Here is a 16,859-nt window from a genome sequence, read left to right as displayed (position 1 = left end):
CTACTAACATAGTAGGCGTTAAAATTCAATGACCGCGGCGCGAATAAAAAGGGGCGGCTCCGTGAGGAACCGCCCCTTTAGTTGGCCGGGCGATCAGAAGGCGAAATTCGCGCCCATCCTGAACGTGCGCCCGATCAGGCCGGCATAATGCCAGGTGGTGAGGAAGTTCGGCGCGCTGGCATAGGCGCCGGGCGCGATCGGTGCCCGGGCGTTGAACAGATTGCCCACGTCGAAGAACAGGCTGAACTTGTCGTTCACCCGCGCCGTACCGTTCAGGTTCGTGTTGATGAAGCTGTGGATGTAGCAGAATTGCGCGCCCTTCGCAGTGTCGCCGGTCGCGTACTGGTTGTTGAGGACGCAGTCGTCGCCGGTGCGTTCGTCGTTGGCGATCGACTTGATCCGGCCGACATAATAGGCCGTCGCGGTCAGCGAGAAATTGCCGACCTCCAGCGTGTTCTGCCAGTTGCCGCGCCATTTCGGCGTGCCGTTGCCCGACGACAGCTCGTACGGGCCAAGCGTCCCGGCGAACTTCTGCACGCCGCCCGAGGTGTGCAGATCATATTGCAGCACATCGGTCACTTCGAGCCGGCTGGTGAAGCGGATACCGTCGCTGATCGGAATCTTGGCGGTCGCCGAGAAATCGATGCCCGAGGTGATCGCATAGTTCGCGTTCACGAACGGCGCGTTGATGATCAGCACACGGGGCAGCGCGTTGGGGAAGAGCGGATCGGGCGCGTCGACGACGTTGACCGAATAGCCCGGACCGACCGCCGCGACCGCGGCGATCGCCTCGGCCAGTGTCGACTTGCTGTAATAGGCGTTGCGCGCATCGCCGACGAGCGGACCGGCAACGATCAGGTCCGACTTCTTCACATTGTAATAGTCGACGGTGAAGCTGAGCCAGTTGACCGGCTGGAAGATCGCGCCGGCCGTGAAGCTGCGCGACTTTTCCGGCTTCAGATTGGGATTGCCGACCAGGCCCGAGCCGAGCTGATAGGCCTGGGCATAGGGGTTGGTGTTGCCCACGACCCCGCCATGCGCGGCCAGGAACGAGGCCGGCGGGGTGAAGGTGGAGAAGCCGGCATATTGGCTGCGCGATCCGCTCTCCGCAAAGGTCGGCGCGCGGAAGCCCTGCGAATAGGTACCACGGATCGCCAGTTCCTTGATCGGGGTGAACTTGAAGCCGACCTTGGGCGAGAAGTGGCTGAACCCTTCCGAATAATGATCGTACCGGCCCGAGGCGGTGATATCGAGGATGTCGAGGACCGGTGCGTCGATCTCGAAATAGCCGGCCGAGACGGTGTGCTGACCGAACGCCGAGGACGTGGTCAGCGTATAGGTGTCGAGCCGCGCATTCTGGTTGTTGTTGGTCAGCGTCTCGCGACGCACCTGACCGCCGATCGCGAGCTGCAACGCGCCGCCCGGCAGTTCGAGCAGCTTCTTGGTCACCGACGCGTCGAGCGACACCATCGACGAGGTCGAGGGCGTGGTGACGTTCGGGGAGACGAAGCTGCGGATCGCCGCGCTGTTCAGCGACGGATCGACGAAATTATACGCGCCGGTGTTGATCGCGTTGAGCAGGTTCGGGATGTTGATGAACCCGTATTGCGTAATGCTGAGATTGTCCTTCGCGCCGACCGCGTCGACGCGCCAGTCCCACCCGCCTTCGAAGCTGCCCCACAGGCCGGCCGCGCCGCGGATCACTTCGTTGGTGCGATCGCTGCCCGCCTTGATGTCGCCGAACAGGTAATAGATGCGCGCCGCACCGTTCGCAGGATCATTGGCATAGGCCGCCGCATAAGGATTGTTCGGGTTGAGGCGACGATCGGCCGCGGTCGCGCAATTGAGGCCCGTGCCGCAGACATAGACCGGCAGCACGATGCCCGGGTTGCTCGACGCGAGCGCGGGCGCCCCGCCAAACGGCTGGGTCGCGCGCAGCGCGCGTGGCGCGTTCAGGATGCTGACGAAATCATGCGAATAGCTGCCGGTGACATAGGCTTCGATGCTGTCGCTCAGCCGGATGCTCAACCGGCCGTTGAACGCATAACGCTCCTGCAGCGGCGCGAGCTGGAAATATTCGTCGACCAGGTCGTGCTTGCAGCCCGTGCCGCGGGCAGCGCCGGTCGCGACGGTGTAGCTGCCGCGGGCGCAGTTGAGGTTCAGCGACGTGTAGTTGCTATAGGCCGAGCCATTGGGCTGCAGGCCGCTCGCGAAGAGCGAGGTGCCGCCAGCGAGCGGGTTGTTGAGATCGGTCTGATTGGTGCGGACCACGACCGCGTTCGGCGTCGCCGTGGTGAGGGTGCTGTCGGCGGTGTTGTTGTCGAGGCCGCCGATCGAGCTGAGGTCGGTCGTGTTGTACGGGAAGCCGCGGCTGTGGTTGGTCACCCGGCCGTCATGCTGATATTCGCCGTTGACGTAGAAATTCCAGCCCTTCTCCGCATAATCGCCATAGCCGAGCGTCAGGTCGGCGCGCTGGTGCCCCGCATCGCCTTCTTGCGCCACGCCTGCCGCGACGGTGCCGGCGATGCCGGTGAACTGCTTCTTCATGATCAGGTTGACCACGCCGCCGATCGCATCGGCACCATAGGTGGAGGACGCACCGTCCTTCAGCACTTCGACGCGGTCGATCAGGCTGAACGGGATCGAATTGAGGTCGACATAGGCGTTGTGGCCGTCGTCGTTGATCGGGAAGTTGGTCGACCGCAGGCCGTCGATCAGCACGAGGGTCGAGGACACGCCAAGACCGCGCAGCGAGACCGCGGCGCCGCCGGCGCTGAAGCCGCTCTGGAAGCCGGTGCCGATCGAGCCGGCGCTGTCGGCCGAAACCGATCGGATCGCATCGTTGACGGTGGTGATGCCTGCCTTGTCCAGGCTCTCGGCGGTCAGCACGGTGACGGGCGACGGCGTTTCGGTATCGGTGCGGCGGAACAGCGAGCCGGTCACCACGATGTCGGGCGCGTCCGCTGCCTCGGCTGACTGATCGACGGAGTCGGCGGGCGCAGTCTGCGCGAAGGCCGGAGCAGCCGAAAGACCGATGAGCATAGCAATAGGAGCCGCGCCTGCCCGCAGGCGCGAAAGAGTGTTCACTGGCATTGAAACAGATTCCCCGAGTTACGCACGTAAGATGTGCAGCCTGTTCAGGGGTGCTATTACACACCCTGGATGTTATAAGGCTGTATCTTGCCCAAGCCTTTGTAAAGTGTCCGAACTGTTCGATTCCGGTCTGTGTTGCAGGGTTGCAATACTGATGCGGAATATGGCCGCTGTAGATTTACAAGCCCTTTGCCCGGGATATCGCGACACACCGCCCATTTCGGGCGCGTTTCCCTGAGGGCCCGAGCGTCGGGACGGGCATTTGCCGATCCGCTTGCGCGTTCAATTTGCCGTCATAGATTTTTCGCATGTGCGAAGCCGCGCCGGAAGCGGTTCGGCGGTGTCCACGCCAGGCCGAATCGTGAGCGAATTCCGGTTTCCACGACCGCTATCCGCCCATCGCGGCGCCTGTTATCGGAAAACGCATGAACGTTCTCCTCTTCGGCGCCACCGGCATGGTCGGGCAGGGTGTGTCGCGTGAATGCCTGCTCGACCCGGGCATCGACAGCCTCGTGACGGTCGGCCGCGCGCCCTCGGGGCGGAACGACCCCAGGCTGCGCGAGATTCTGCTGCCCGATCTGTTCGCGATCGCCGACAAGGCGGGCGAGCTGTCCGGGTTCGACGCCTGTTTCTTCTGCCTCGGCGTCTCCTCGGTCGGCATGTCGGAGGCCGATTATACCCGCGTCACCCACGACCTGACGATGACGATCGCGACTCTGCTCGCCCAGATCAATCCCGGCATGACCTTCATCTGCGTGACTGCCGCCGGGACCGACAGCAGCGAGCGCGGGCGAGTCATGTGGGCGCGGGTGAAGGGCCGCACCGAGAATGCGCTGTTCGCCCTGCCCTTCGCCGCGAGCTACATGTTCCGCCCCGGCTTCATCCAGCCGCTCCACGGCATCGTCTCGAGGACCGGCTGGTACCGCATTCTCTATGCCATGATTGGGCCGCTCACCTCGGCGCTGGGCGCGCTGTCGCCCGGGCTGGCGACGACGACCGAAAAGATCGGCCGCGCGATGATCGCCGTCGCCAGGGGCGGCTATGCCAAAAGGATCCTCGGCAATGCGGACATCAACAACGCCGCCGAACCCCGTTGCTGACACGCTCCCGCTTGCCCGTCGCGGCCGGCCCGGCCTAGCATTCGCCGATGCAGCATCTCGCCCCCGCCTATCTCTCCACGCTCGCCACCTAGATCGGCGCGTTGAGCGCCTTTCTCGGCGGTTTCGCCGCGACCTATCTCGCGACCTTTCTCACCGCCGGGCAACGGACCCGGCCAGCGGCGGTGGCGATCAGCGGGGCGGTGGTTTCCTCGGTCGGGTTCATCGTCGCGGTGGTCGCCTCGACCATGCTGATCGCGGCGCTGCATCCCGATGCTCCGACGGACGCCTCGCGCCTGGCCGGAACCGCGCAAGTGGCGATGACGCTGAGCTTCGTGCTGGCGCTGCTTGCCCTCCTGTTCAGCCTCGGGGCCAGCGGCTGGACGCGGTCTCGCGCCATGGGCCGGACGACGAGCATCGCGGCGGGCATGGCCACCCTGATCGTGCTCGCCCTCATCCTGCAGACCGGCTGACCGGACGACACGTCCGGCGCCCGCGTCCTCCCGGCCCGTTCACGCTAGGGATAGCTTGCCGCGCCTAGCGCATGCGCTGAAACGCCTCGTGCGCCCGTCGGCGCGCCAGTGAAAGGAGTATCATGCGCCCCATCGCTCTCGCCGGGATAACCGCCCTTGCCGCCCTGGCCATCGCTCCATCGCTCCACGCCCAGGCGACGAAGGCCAGGCCGGTCACGGGGAACGTCACGCGCGCGCAGATCCAGGCGCAGGTGAAGCAGGTGTTCGACCTCGCCGACACCAACAAGGACAATTTCATGAGCCGCGCCGAGTTCGGCAAGCGGATGGGCGCGGTGCTGAACCGCACGCCGCCCGGCACGCCCGGCGCGCCATCGAAGGAAGAGGCGCAGAAGCTGCTCACCGCCGCCGCCGCGGCCTTCAATGCGGTCGATGCCAATCATGACGGCAAGCTCAGCCGCACCGAAGCGGGCTCGCGTGCGCTGGCGGCGTTCGACAGCTTGGACAGCAACCATGACGGCGTGGTCACCCCCGCCGAGAAGCGCGCGGCGAGCAACGCCGCGGTGCCGATCGGCCCGGTCGGCCCCACCGGCCCTGCGGACAACAAACCGAAACCATCCGGCCGATAAAGCCCTGCGCCGTGGGCCGGTGTCTGGTGCAATTGACACAGCCCGACCCGGACGCGACACCTCTCGATATCCTCCCGCATATCCGGAGTCGTTCATGCGTCTTTATCGTGCCGCCCTTCTGCTCGGCGCCGCCCTGCTCCCGCTTTCGGCGCTAGCGCAAAAAGCGCCAGCGCCTTCCGCTGCGGCGAAACCGCTCGATTTTACCGAACGCACATTGGCCAATGGGCTGAGAGTCTATGCGATCCGCGATACCGGCACCTCGAATGTCTCGGTGCAGGTCTGGTACGATGTCGGGTCAAAGGACGATCCCGCCGGGCGCTCGGGCTTCGCGCACATGTTCGAACATCTGATGTTCAAGGCGACGCGCAACCTCGTCTCCGAGCAGATGGACCGGCTGACCGAGGACGTCGGCGGCTACAACAACGCCTCCACCAATGACGATTACACCAATTATTACGAGGTGGTGCCCGCCAACCACCTCCAGCGCCTGTTGTTCGCCGAGGCCGACCGCATGGCGAGCCTGGTGGTCGAGCCAAAGAGCTTCGCCTCCGAGCGCGACGTGGTGAAGGAGGAGCTGCGTCTGCGCACGCTCGCCCAGCCTTATGGCAAGCTCTTCTCGATCTATTTCCCGGAGATCTCCTACACGAAGCACCCCTATGCCCGACCTGGCATCGGCAGCCTGGAGAATCTGGAAAGCGCGACGATCGACGATGTCCGGGCCTTCCACGCGACCTATTACCGACCCGACAATGCGATCCTGGTCGTGTCGGGCAATTTCGATCCGAAGCAGCTCGACGTCTGGGTCGACCAGTATTTCGCCGGCATCAAGAAGCCGGACCGCCCGATCCCGCGCGTGACGGTGACCGAGCCGGAGCGGACCAACGCGACTCATGTCACCGTCTATGAGCAGAACACCCCGCTGCCGGCAGTGATGATCAGCTATCCGGTGCCGCCCGACAGCAATGCGGACATGCCGGCGCTGACCGTGCTCAACGCCGTGCTATCGCAGGGCGAGAGTTCGCGGCTCTACGAGACGCTCGTCTATCGCGACCAGCTCGCCCAGAGTGCCGAGACCTATCTCGACACCAAGCAGGGTCCGGGCAATCTGGCGGTGTTCGCGATCCTCGCGGGGGGCAAGACCGCCGATGACGGCGAGACGGCACTGCGCCGCGAAGTGGCGCGGCTGCGCGATGCGCCGGTCACCGCCGCCGAGCTGTCCGAAGCGAAGAACGAGATCCTGACCGGCGTACTCCGGGGCCGCGAAACGGCCGAGGGCAAGGCCTCGGCGCTGGCCGCTTCAGTGATCATCAACGGCGATCCGCGCGCGTCCGACCGCCAGATCGCTGAGATCGCCAAAGTGACGGCGGTCGACCTCCAGCGCGTGGCGAAGAAGTATCTGCGCGACGAGCGGTCGGCCGCGATCCATTATCTCCCGGCCGAGAGCGCACCCGCGGGTGCCAAAGGCGACACGGTGACGATCGCTTCGACGGTGCAGGTCGCGCCTTTGGTCGCCCCGGCCGACGTTGAGATCGTGACACCGGCCCCGGACGGCCAGCGCGTGGCGCCACCGACCGCGGGCACGCCGATCGCTGCTGCCATTCCCGCGCCGCAGGAGATCAAGCTCGCCAACGGCCTGCGCGTGCTCGTGGTTGAGAAGCATGACCTGCCGCTGCTGACCGCGACCCTGGTCGCTACCGGCGGCGGTGCCGCCGACCCGGCCGACCGCGCCGGGGTCGGCAGCCTTACCGCCGACCTGCTGACCAAGGGCACCAGGACTCGTTCCGCCACCCAGATCGCCGCCCAGATCGAGGCGCTTGGCGGATCGATCGGCAGCGACGCGAGCTGGGATGGCTCGTCGATCGCGGTGACCGTGAAATCGGATCAGGCCGCCCCGGCGCTGACCATCCTCGCCGACGTCGCGCAAAACCCCGCTTTCGCCGACGAGGAGATCGAACGCGCCCGCGCTCAGGCGATCGACGGCGTCACCGTCACCCTCAAGGATCCGGCGCAGCTTGCCAGCCTGGTCGCGAGCCGCGCGGTGTACGGCAATCAGGCCTATGGCCATGTCCTGTCCGGTACGCCCGAATCGCTCAAGGCAATCAAGGCGGCCGACATTCGCGGCGCCTATGCCAGGACGTGGCAGCCAGGCCAGGCGACCTTGATCCTGGTCGGTGACATCACCTCCGCTGCCGCCAGGGCACTGGCGGAGAAGAACTTCGCCGGGTGGAAATCCGGTGCCGCGCAGGCTGCCACTGCCCCAGCCGCGCAGCCTTCTCCCGAGCCGCGTGTGATCGTGGTCGATATGCCGGGTGCCGGTCAGGCCGGCGTGGTCGTCGCGCGGCCGGGAATCGCGCGTCGCGACGCCGCCTTCTATCCGGCGAGCGTCGCCAACACCGTGCTCGGCGGCGGCTTCTCGTCGCGACTCAATCAGGAAATCCGGATCAAGCGCGGCCTCGCTTACGGCGCGGGCAGTTCCGTGTCGGCGCGCCGTATGCCGGGGTCGATCTCGGCACGGACCCAGACCAAGAACCCGACCGCGCCGGAAACGGTCGCGATCATGATCGCCGAGATGAGGCGTCTCGGTGCCGAGCCCGTGCCCGCGAACGAACTCGAGCCGCGCAAGGCGACGCTGATCGGCGATTTCGGCCGCGGCGTGGAGACGACCGACGGCATCGCCGACGTGCTGGGCGATTATGTCGTGCAGGACGTGCCGCTGAGCGAACTCAAGGCCTTCACCACCAAGGTTTCGGCGGTCGATCCGGCGGCGGTGCAGGCAGCGGCGGCGCGCCTGCTCGATCCGAGCCGGGCGAGCATCGTCGTCGTCGGCGACTCGAAGGACTTCATCGACGCGCTCAGGAAGGACTATCCCAACCTCGAGCTGATCCCGGCCAGCGCGCTGAAACTGGATACAGCCGCGCTCAAGTAAAACCCTTCTCCCTGCGGAGGGCCGGATGAGGGTGGCTTCAGTGCCTCTCACCCTCACCCCGTCGCTAAGGCGATGGGCCCCTTCCCTCTCCCACAAGGGGAGAGGGGAAGGTCATCCGTTCCGCACGAGCCCCACTTCGCTGAACGGCTTGGGCTCCATCGGCGGGATGGTCGCGGGGTTCAGTTCGCGCTGCCAGAAGCCGACATCGATCCAGCGGCCCTGCTTGTAGCCCACCTCACGCAGCACGCCGGTGCGGCGGAAGCCGACCGATTCGTGCAGGCGGATCGAATGATCGTTGGGCAAGGCGATCGCGCCGATCGCATGGGTGAAACCCTGGGCGCGGAGAGTCGCGACCAGCGACTCGTAGAGCTGCCGGCCATTGCCCTGCCCCTGGGTGCCGCTGGCGAGATAGACCGAGGTCTCGACGATATATTGGTACGCCGGCCGGTCGCGGAATTTGGTCGCATAGGCATAGCCGAGCACCCCGCCCTCCTCGTCGCCATTGGTGACGACCAGCCAGGGATAGAGACCTTCGGACGAAGCCATGCGAGTCCGGATCGCCCGGGCGTCCGGCGGCTCAAGTTCGAACGAAACCGTCCCGGTCTCGACATAGGGCGCGTAGATTCCGGCAATGGCGGCAGCGTCGTCGGGTCGGGCGGCGCGGATTGCGATCATTGAGTCACCTTTGCGAGTACGAAATCGAGAAGCCTGATGTCGGAGGCCGAGGCGCTCGCGGTACCGAAGCCGCCGCCCAGGCCTTCGCATTCCAGGCAGCGGGCCTGGATCGCGGCGCCGGTGCCGATTCGCTTCACGTCGCCCAGCGCGCGGGCGAAGATCGCGCGGCGTTCGGCCGAGATCCGGGTGAAGGCGTCGGTGCCTTCGCCGCTCGCCTCGTCGTCGTCATCGTCGCCCACCAGCTTCTGGACGAACTTGCCGAACCAGGCCGGCTTCTTCTCCAGATATTCGGCGTGCACGTCCTCGGGCTTCAGGCCCGCCCGCCGCGCCGCCTCGTCGACCGCATCCTTCAGCCCGCCGAAACGATCGACCAGGCCGATCTGACGCGCCGTGCCGCCGTCCCATACGCGACCCTGGCCGATCTCGTCGACGCGCGTGGGGCTGAGCTTGCGGGCCTCGGACACGCGGGTGATGAACTGGCGATAGCCATTCTCGATACCCGCCTGGAAGATCGTGTCGGTCTCCGCCGTGAAGCCGCCCATCACGTCGGGCTGGCCCGACAGCGGCGTCGTCTTCACGCCATCGGTCGTGACGCCGATCTTGCGTAGCGTGTTCTCGAACGACGGGATGATACCGAAGATGCCGATCGACCCGGTGATCGTGTTGGGCTGGGCGAAGATCACGTCGCCCGCGGTCGATACCCAGTAACCGCCCGACGCGGCCAGGCTGCCCATCGACACCACGACCGGCAGCTTCTGCGCCTTGGCCTCCATGATCGCGCGGCGCATGTCCTCGGACGCGAGCGCCGAGCCGCCGGGCGAATCGATCCGAACGACCAACGCCTTGAGGTTCTTCTTCGCCAGCCCGTCGAGCAGCGCCTTGCTGACCGTATCCGCCCCCGCGCTGCCGGTGCGCGACCGGCCGTCGACGATGTCGCCGGCGATGGTCAGCACGCCGATGGCGTCGCCGCCGGTCGGCAGCGGATTGGCCTCGACATAGGCGGCATATTTGATCGTGTTGAAGCTGCCGGCCGGCTTGTTGCTGTCGGACCCGACGATCTCCGCCACGCGCTTGCCGAAATCGAAGCGCGTGCCGAGCTTGTCGACCAGGCCGGCCTGCTGGTTCGCCTTGGCGATGTCGCCCTGGACTGCGGTGATCACCTCGCCCGGCTTGCTCAGGAAATCGGCGAACTTCGCCTTGGGCCGGGCCTTGGCGATCGCTTCCTGCCACTGGCCGAACAGCACGCCGTAGAGCTTCAGAGTCTCTTCCTTCGCCTCGGGCGAAGCGTCGGCGCGGGTATAAGGCTCGACATAGGATTTATACTTGCCGACGCGGTAGACATGCGCGGTGACCCCGAGCTTATCGATCAGGCCCTTGTAATAGAGCTGCGATCCGCCCGGGCCCATGAACAGCGTGCCGCCCATCGGGCTCATCCAGATCTCGCTGGCATTGGCGGCGAGGCGATAGCCCGAATCGGTATAGGCAGTGGCATAGGCAAGCACCGGCTTGCCGCCGTCGCGCACGCGGCGCACGGCATTGGCGACCTCGTCGACCGCCGCGGGATATCCTCCGCCGAACGAGTCGAGATCGAGCACGACCGCCTTCACCCGATCATCGTCCTTCGCCTTGTCGAGCGCGCGGACCAGATCGCGCAGGCGGTATTCGTGCACCGGGGCCGAACCGCCCAGCGTGGCGAACGGATCGGCCTCGGCCGGCTGCTCGACGATCTGGCCGTCGAGCCGCAGCACCAGCGCGCCGTCGCGGATCACGGTCGGCCCGGGCTTCGCGGAAAGCGCGCCGAACAGCAGGCTGAAGAAGACGAGCATGGCGATCAGGACAAGCGCGTCCTTGATGCCGACCAGGATCTTCCAGGCGCCCCGAACCAGTTTCACGAAATCGTTCCCCTGCATATGCGGTTGCACCGCACCGCTAGAGCAAGCGCGAACGGGAGTAAACTTCCGTACCAGCCCTGAAAGGCGCGCTCGCCGGAGACGGCCGGCGCCAGGGCACGCACCCGGGCGGAACGACAGCCGGTGGCATTTTTCCGGCGGCAGACCGTTGACGCGGAGCGGGTGCGGGCACATATGCACCTCGCTGGCACTCACCTCAGGCGAGTGCTAACAATGATTCATCGACCCAATTGAAAAGGGACTAGCGCATATGACTTTTCGTCCGTTGCACGACCGCGTCCTCGTCCGCCGCGTAGAGGCTGAAGAGAAGACCGCGGGCGGGATCATCATCCCCGAGACCGCCAAGGAAAAGCCGCAGGAAGGCGAAGTCGTCTCCGTCGGCACCGGCGCCCGCGCCGAGGACGGCACGATCACCCCGCTGGACGTCAAGGCCGGCGACAAGATCCTGTTCGGCAAATGGTCGGGCACCGAGGTCAAGATCGACGGTGAAGACCTGCTGATCATGAAGGAATCCGATATCCTGGGGATTGTTGGCTGACGCCAACGGGCTCGGGATCACCCGCTGATTTCTCCGTGTCCCCGCGCAGGCGGGGACCCTGTCCTGAACCAAGAATCTGGACCCCCGCCTTCGCGGGGGAACAAGCAAGAGGAAAAGTAAAATGGCAGCGAAAGACGTCAAGTTTTCGCGTGACGCGCGTGAGCGCATTCTCCGCGGCGTGGACATCCTCGCCGACGCGGTGAAGGTCACGCTTGGCCCGAAGGGCCGCAACGTCGTGATCGACAAGTCGTTCGGCGCTCCGCGCATCACCAAGGACGGCGTCACCGTCGCCAAGGAGATCGAGCTCAAGGACAAGTTCGAGAACATGGGCGCGCAGATGCTGCGCGAAGTGGCCTCGAAGACCAACGACGTCGCCGGTGACGGCACCACCACCGCGACCGTGCTCGCCCAGGCGATCGTTCGCGAGGGCATGAAGTCGGTTGCGGCCGGCATGAACCCGATGGACCTGAAGCGCGGCATCGACCTCGCGGTCATCGAAGTCGTCAAGGACCTCAAGGCGCGCTCCAAGCCCGTTTCGGGCACCAAGGAAATCGCCCAGGTCGGCATCATCTCGGCTAACGGCGACACCGTCGTCGGCGAGAAGATCGCCGAGGCGATGGAGAAGGTCGGCAAGGAAGGCGTGATCACCGTCGAGGAAGCGAAGGGCCTCGAATTCGAGCTCGACGTCGTCGAGGGCATGCAGTTCGACCGTGGCTATCTCAGCCCGTACTTCATCACCAACCCTGAGAAGATGTCGGTCGAGCTCGCCGATCCGTACATCCTGATCCACGAGAAGAAGCTGTCGAACCTGCAGGCGATGCTCCCGATCCTGGAAGCCGTCGTTCAGTCGGGCCGTCCGCTCCTGATCATCGCCGAGGACATCGAGGGCGAGGCTCTCGCCACGCTCGTCGTGAACAAGCTGCGCGGCGGCCTGAAGGTCGCAGCGGTCAAGGCACCGGGCTTCGGCGATCGCCGCAAGGCGATGCTCGAGGACATCGCGATCCTGACCAAGGGCGAGATGATCTCGGAAGACCTGGGCATCAAGCTCGAGTCCGTCACGGTCGGCATGCTCGGCCAGGCCAAGCGCGTCACGATCGACAAGGACAACACCACCATCGTCGATGGTGCCGGCGACCATGACGCGATCAAGGGCCGCACCGACGCGATCCGCCAGCAGATCGAGAACACCACCAGCGATTACGACCGCGAGAAGCTCCAGGAGCGTCTCGCCAAGCTCGCCGGCGGCGTTGCCGTGATCAAGGTCGGCGGTTCGACCGAGGTCGAGGTGAAGGAGCGCAAGGATCGCGTCGATGACGCACTCCACGCAACCCGCGCGGCTGTCGAAGAGGGCATCGTCCCCGGCGGCGGCACGGCACTCCTCTATGCCACCAAGGCGCTCGAGGGCATGAAGGGCGCGAACGACGACCAGACCCGCGGCATCGATATCGTCCGCAAGGCGCTCTATGCGCCGGTCCGTCAGATCGCCTCGAACGCCGGCCATGACGGTGCGGTGATCTCGGGCAAGCTGCTCGAGGGCAACGACCCGACCCAGGGCTTCAACGCCCAGACCGAGAAGTATGAGAACCTCGTCGAGAGCGGCGTGATCGACCCGACCAAGGTCGTCCGCACCGCCCTGCAGGACGCGGCTTCGGTCTCCGGCCTGCTCATCACGACGGAAGCCGCCGTGTCCGAGCTGCCGGAAGACAAGCCCGCCATGCCCATGGGCGGCGGCGGCATGGGCGGCATGGGCGGTATGGACTTCTGATCCGAAGGGCGGCCTGCGCCATGCTGGCGCAGGACTCGCCCGAGGACGGACGGCGGGTCGGCGGCAACGCCGACGATCCCGACCGACGACAGCGCGGGCTTCGCCCGCGCCGATCCAGACCACCCGGCCAACCGGCTGGAAAAGAGAAGGGCCGGAGGGAAACCTCCGGCCCTTTTCTTGTTCCTCCCCGAGCTTGCTCGGGGAGGGGGACCACGAAGTGGTGGAGGGGCTTGGAGCGCGGGACACTGGTTCCGCGCTCCAAGCCCCTCCACCATTCGCCGGAAGAGGCGAATGGTCCCCCTCCCCGTGCCGGGGAGGAACAAGGTGCATGGATTTTCGCCCCCTACTCCGCCATGACCCTCCCCCGATGCGCCGCCTGCTCACCTGGATCCTTCCCTGGCTCGCCCTGAGCGTGGCCGTGTTCTTCAGCTGGCAGAACCCGAACGTCCTCAACCCGACCCGCATCGCCTGGCTGCTCGACGGCAATGATCACGGCCAGGCCGCGATCGGCATGGCCGCTTATCTGCGCGCGCCGCCGCCATGGCCGTCGCTCCATTCCAACCTGTTGATGGCGCCCGACGGCATCCCGCTCTCGCTGACCGACGGCAATCCGCTGCTCGGCCTGGTGCTGCGCCCCTTCGCCGCGGTGTTGCCGGTCGGCATCCAGTATATCGGCTGGTGGCTGTTGACCTGCATCCTGCTCCACACCGCCTTCGCCGCGGCATTGGTCCGCCGTTTTACGCCCAATCCGCTGACGACCTGGATCGGCGCCGCGCTGCTGACCCTGATGCCGGTGCTCCTCGCCCGCTTCGGGCACGTCAATCTCTGCGCGCAATGGCTGATCCTGTGGGCGCTGTGGATCTATGTCGATGCTGAGCGGTCGGCGCGACCGGGCTGGTGGGTGGCGGTCGTCACCGCCGCGATCCTGATCCACCCCTATATCCTGGTGATGGTCGCAGCGATCTGGGCCAGCGCCATGCTGCGGCAGTTCCTGCTCGCCCCCGATGGCCGGGCCCGCGCCGCCATGATCGGCGATGTCGCCCTGGTGGTCGCGCCGCTGCTGATCGTGCCGATCCTGCTCGGCACGGTGAGCGAGCCGACCATGAAGGTGGGCGGTTATGGCGGTTTCTCCATGGCGCTCGACGCGCTGTGGAATCCCAATACCGCCGCTTATTCCGCGCTGCTGCCGGCCAAGGCGCTCGATCCCGGGCAGGCGCTGGAGGGCATGAACTATCTCGGTGCCGGGCTGCTCGCGCTCGTCGCCGTCGCGCTGTTCCAGGCTGTCCGCCGCTGGGCGGAGATCCGCGACGACCTGCTGTTCCGCCGCCTCGCCTGGCTGCTGCCCGCTTTCCTGGTGCTGACCATCGTCGCCCTTGGCCCGCGCCTGATCTGGCACGGCGCGATCGTGGCAAGCCTGCCCATGCCCGACTGGGTCGGGACGATGCTCGATCCGATCCGCGCGGCGGGGCGGATGTTCTGGCCAGTGCTCTACACCCTCGCCTTCGCGGCGATCGTGATCGTCGGGCGGATGCGCTTCGGCACCTGGCTGCTGGCGGGCGCGCTCCTGCTGCAGGTCGTCGACATGATGCCGCTGCTCGCCTCGGCGCGGGGAAGCGGCGGATGGGCCGAGCGGAACAGCCCTTATCATCGCACGCTCGATCCGCGCTGGGACGCGCTGATCGCCCAGGCCGACATGATCCAGTTCGAGCCGCCCGAAATGTACCGCGACCTGGCGCTGATGGAGGAAGTCACCTGGCGCGCGATTATCGCGGGCAAGCCGGTCCGCTTCTTCTACGCCTCGCGCGAGACGGTGGCGGTGCGGCGGCGCCTCAGGACCGACAGCGCCGCGTTCATCCTGGGCCAGACCGACCCGCGCCGCCTCTATGTCCTGCTCGACGGCAAGGCGCCCGCGCCGCTGGTCGACCGGATCACGACGCTAGATGGGGTGTCGGTCATCGCGCCGGTCCCGCCCAATCCACGTTAACCATATGGTCGCGCCTCTGCGGCAGAAGCAGGCCATGACCGCCGCGCTTCCCCGTTTCCTGGCCCTTTCGGCGATCGTCGCCTACGCTTTCCTCGCATGGATCAATCCGGCGACGCTCGACATCGCCAATGTCGGCTGGGTGCTGAGCGGGCAGGATTGGGGGCCGAACGCGCTCGGGCTCGCGGCTTATCTGCAATCGGGCAATTGGCCCGGCACCGGAACGCCGCTGATCCTGTCGCCGGAGGGAATCCATCTGTTGATGACGGACAGCAATCCCCTGCTCGGGCTGTTGCTGAAACCCCTTGCGCCCTTCCTTCCGGCAAGCGTGCAGTTCATCGGCTGGTGGCTGTTGATCAGCCTCGCGCTGCATGTGCGCTTCGCCTGGCTGCTGCTGCGCGACAGGGCGCCGGACTTTTCCAGCGCCTGGATCGGCACCGCGCTGCTCACCCTGTTGCCCACGCTCTACAACCGTTCGGTCCATTCGAACCTCTGTTCGCACTGGCTGATCCTGTGGGCGCTGTGGATCTTTCTCGATCGCGACCGGTCGCGCCGCTGGTGGCACTGGCTGGCCGTGATCGGCGTGGCGGGACTGGTCCACAGCTATATGCTGCTGCTGGTCGGCGCGATCTGGGGCAGCGCGATGCTGCGTGAGATCGTGGCCGGAAATGGCGCCGATCGCCGGCGGGTCGCCGCCATGGTCGCGATGGTGCTGGCGCTGGCGTCCGGTCTTGCCTTGCTCCACGGGCTTGCCGATCCCCCCATCTCGACGGGCACCTATGGCGCCTTTCCGATGGCGCTGGACGCACTGATCAATCCCGCCAATCCCGGCTACAGCCTGTTCTTCCCATCGACCCCGAACGACCAGGGCCGCGGGTTCGAGGGCTATCAATATCTCGGTGCAGGCCTGATCCTGCTCGTCCTTGTCGCGATGGCCAGCAGGATCCACCGCGCCGCCCCCCCGGTCGACAGCCCCATCGGCGAGCTGCGCTGGCTGCTGCCCGCCTATGCCGTGCTGACCTTGCTCGCGATCACCAACTGCGTCCTCTTTCGAGGCGAAGTCATCCTGTTCGTTCCGTTGCCCCGGCCGCTGATCGACCTGCTCGACGTGGTGCGCGCTTCGGGCCGGCTGTTCTGGCCCGTCGCCTATACGCTGGTCTATGTCGCGATCCTGCTCGTTTACCGGCTCGAACGGCGCACGCTGGTGCTTGCCGCGGCGCTGGTGCTGCAGATCGCCGATATGTCGCCGATGCTCGGCGCGCTGCGCGGCCTGACCGCGCGCGCCGCTCGGCCCGGCACCTATGAGCTTACCCGCGATCCACGCTGGGACGGCGTGATCGCCAGCGCCTCGGCGATCGAAATGCAGCCGCCGGATCCCTTCCGCAACCTGAAGCTGATCGAGGAGATCGGCTGGCGGGCGATGCGCGCCTGCCGCCCGATGCGGCATATGTACGTCTCGCGCGTGCCCCGGTCGGCGCAGCCGCGCATCGACGCGGATCGCCGCGCCTTCCTTGCCGGCCGGCTCGATCCCACGCGCCTCTACATCCTCTATCAGGGCGAGAACGCACCGCCCTCGATCGCGGCGCGCGTGCGCATGCTCGACGGCATCGCCTTCATTCCGCCGGCAAGGCCCGCGCCACCGCCTACCCTGTGCCGTTGAGCCGGTTGCGCATGCCGTTCGCAGCAGAAGTGCCTTAGTTTGTCGGCACACCCTCTTCCCAAGAGCCGATAAGCGCGACAAACTCGTCGCAATCGATACTTTGGGGGATTCCCGT

11 protein-coding genes are annotated in these 16,859 nt (G+C 66.3%); 8 read left to right on the top strand and 3 right to left on the bottom strand.

The annotated features are described in order from the left end of the window. Positions 1-93: 93 nt before the first annotated feature. Positions 94-3,042 carry a TonB-dependent receptor plug domain-containing protein gene (locus AC1RT8_RS08960; RefSeq protein ID WP_493075262.1) on the bottom strand — a complete coding sequence of 983 codons (2,949 nt, stop codon included), beginning with the start codon at positions 3,040-3,042 and terminating at the stop codon, positions 94-96. A gap of 476 nt (positions 3,043-3,518) precedes the next feature. On the opposite strand from AC1RT8_RS08960, the gene AC1RT8_RS08955 reads away from it, so the two are divergent. From AC1RT8_RS08955 to AC1RT8_RS08940, 4 genes are all read left to right on the top strand, one after another. Then, entirely contained in the window at positions 3,519-4,193 is a 675-nt protein-coding gene (locus AC1RT8_RS08955) for a Rossmann-fold NAD(P)-binding domain-containing protein (protein ID WP_493075261.1), read from the top strand. 101 nt (positions 4,194-4,294) lie between these two features. Then, on the top strand, positions 4,295-4,663 hold the full coding sequence (locus AC1RT8_RS08950) for a hypothetical protein (protein WP_493075260.1): 369 nt from the start codon (positions 4,295-4,297) through the stop codon (positions 4,661-4,663). Positions 4,664-4,785: 122 nt separating this feature from the next. Next, complete coding sequence (locus tag AC1RT8_RS08945) at positions 4,786-5,289, top strand: EF-hand domain-containing protein (protein ID WP_493075259.1); 504 nt, start codon at positions 4,786-4,788, stop codon at positions 5,287-5,289. A 94-nt stretch (positions 5,290-5,383) separates the two neighbouring features. After that, positions 5,384-8,215: a M16 family metallopeptidase gene (locus AC1RT8_RS08940; RefSeq protein ID WP_493075258.1), complete on the top strand. Its 2,832-nt coding sequence runs from the start codon at positions 5,384-5,386 to the stop codon at positions 8,213-8,215. A gap of 111 nt (positions 8,216-8,326) precedes the next feature. Here the strand turns inward: AC1RT8_RS08940 and AC1RT8_RS08935 are convergent, their stop codons facing one another. Both AC1RT8_RS08935 and sppA read right to left on the bottom strand, forming a co-directional pair. Next, complete coding sequence (locus AC1RT8_RS08935; RefSeq protein ID WP_493075257.1) at positions 8,327-8,890, bottom strand: GNAT family N-acetyltransferase; 564 nt, start codon at positions 8,888-8,890, stop codon at positions 8,327-8,329. After that, a complete protein-coding gene (gene sppA / locus AC1RT8_RS08930; RefSeq protein ID WP_493075256.1) occupies positions 8,887-10,782 on the bottom strand; it encodes a signal peptide peptidase SppA in 1,896 nt (631 codons plus the stop codon). The genes AC1RT8_RS08935 and sppA overlap by 4 nt, the downstream gene beginning before the upstream one ends. 268 nt (positions 10,783-11,050) lie before the next feature. Here sppA and groES point away from each other — a divergent pair, with 268 nt between their 5' ends. The 4 genes from groES (at position 11,051) to AC1RT8_RS08910 (ending at position 16,744) form a co-directional block, all read left to right on the top strand. Next, entirely contained in the window at positions 11,051-11,338 is a 288-nt protein-coding gene (gene groES / locus AC1RT8_RS08925) for a co-chaperone GroES (protein ID WP_332720394.1), read from the top strand. Between the two features lie 121 nt (positions 11,339-11,459). Then, entirely contained in the window at positions 11,460-13,103 is a 1,644-nt protein-coding gene (gene groL, locus AC1RT8_RS08920) for a chaperonin GroEL (protein ID WP_493075255.1), read from the top strand. A 328-nt stretch (positions 13,104-13,431) separates the two neighbouring features. Beyond that, positions 13,432-15,087 carry a DUF6311 domain-containing protein gene (locus tag AC1RT8_RS08915; RefSeq protein ID WP_493075254.1) on the top strand — a complete coding sequence of 552 codons (1,656 nt, stop codon included), beginning with the start codon at positions 13,432-13,434 and terminating at the stop codon, positions 15,085-15,087. A 34-nt stretch (positions 15,088-15,121) separates the two neighbouring features. Next, positions 15,122-16,744 (top strand): DUF6311 domain-containing protein, encoded by a 1,623-nt coding sequence (locus AC1RT8_RS08910; protein ID WP_493075253.1) that lies wholly within the window; start codon positions 15,122-15,124, stop codon positions 16,742-16,744. Positions 16,745-16,859: the final 115 nt, after the last annotated feature.

Source organism: Sphingomonas sp. GW821-FHT10F11 (genome assembly GCF_058809095.1).
The sequence above is the reverse complement of the archived record's forward strand: the minus strand, read 5'-3'. Positions and strand labels throughout refer to the sequence as shown.

Coding starts and splice junctions, on each gene's coding strand:
- AC1RT8_RS08960 (WP_493075262.1), bottom strand. CDS start 3,042: ATGCTCATCGGTCTTTCGGCTGCTCCGGCCTTCGCGCAGACTGCGCCC.
- AC1RT8_RS08955 (WP_493075261.1), top strand. CDS start 3,519: ATGAACGTTCTCCTCTTCGGCGCCACCGGCATGGTCGGGCAGGGTGTG.
- AC1RT8_RS08945 (WP_493075259.1), top strand. CDS start 4,786: ATGCGCCCCATCGCTCTCGCCGGGATAACCGCCCTTGCCGCCCTGGCC.
- AC1RT8_RS08940 (WP_493075258.1), top strand. CDS start 5,384: ATGCGTCTTTATCGTGCCGCCCTTCTGCTCGGCGCCGCCCTGCTCCCG.
- AC1RT8_RS08935 (WP_493075257.1), bottom strand. CDS start 8,890: ATGATCGCAATCCGCGCCGCCCGACCCGACGACGCTGCCGCCATTGCC.
- groES (WP_332720394.1), top strand. CDS start 11,051: ATGACTTTTCGTCCGTTGCACGACCGCGTCCTCGTCCGCCGCGTAGAG.
- groL (WP_493075255.1), top strand. CDS start 11,460: ATGGCAGCGAAAGACGTCAAGTTTTCGCGTGACGCGCGTGAGCGCATT.
- AC1RT8_RS08915 (WP_493075254.1), top strand. CDS start 13,432: ATGGATTTTCGCCCCCTACTCCGCCATGACCCTCCCCCGATGCGCCGC.
- AC1RT8_RS08910 (WP_493075253.1), top strand. CDS start 15,122: ATGACCGCCGCGCTTCCCCGTTTCCTGGCCCTTTCGGCGATCGTCGCC.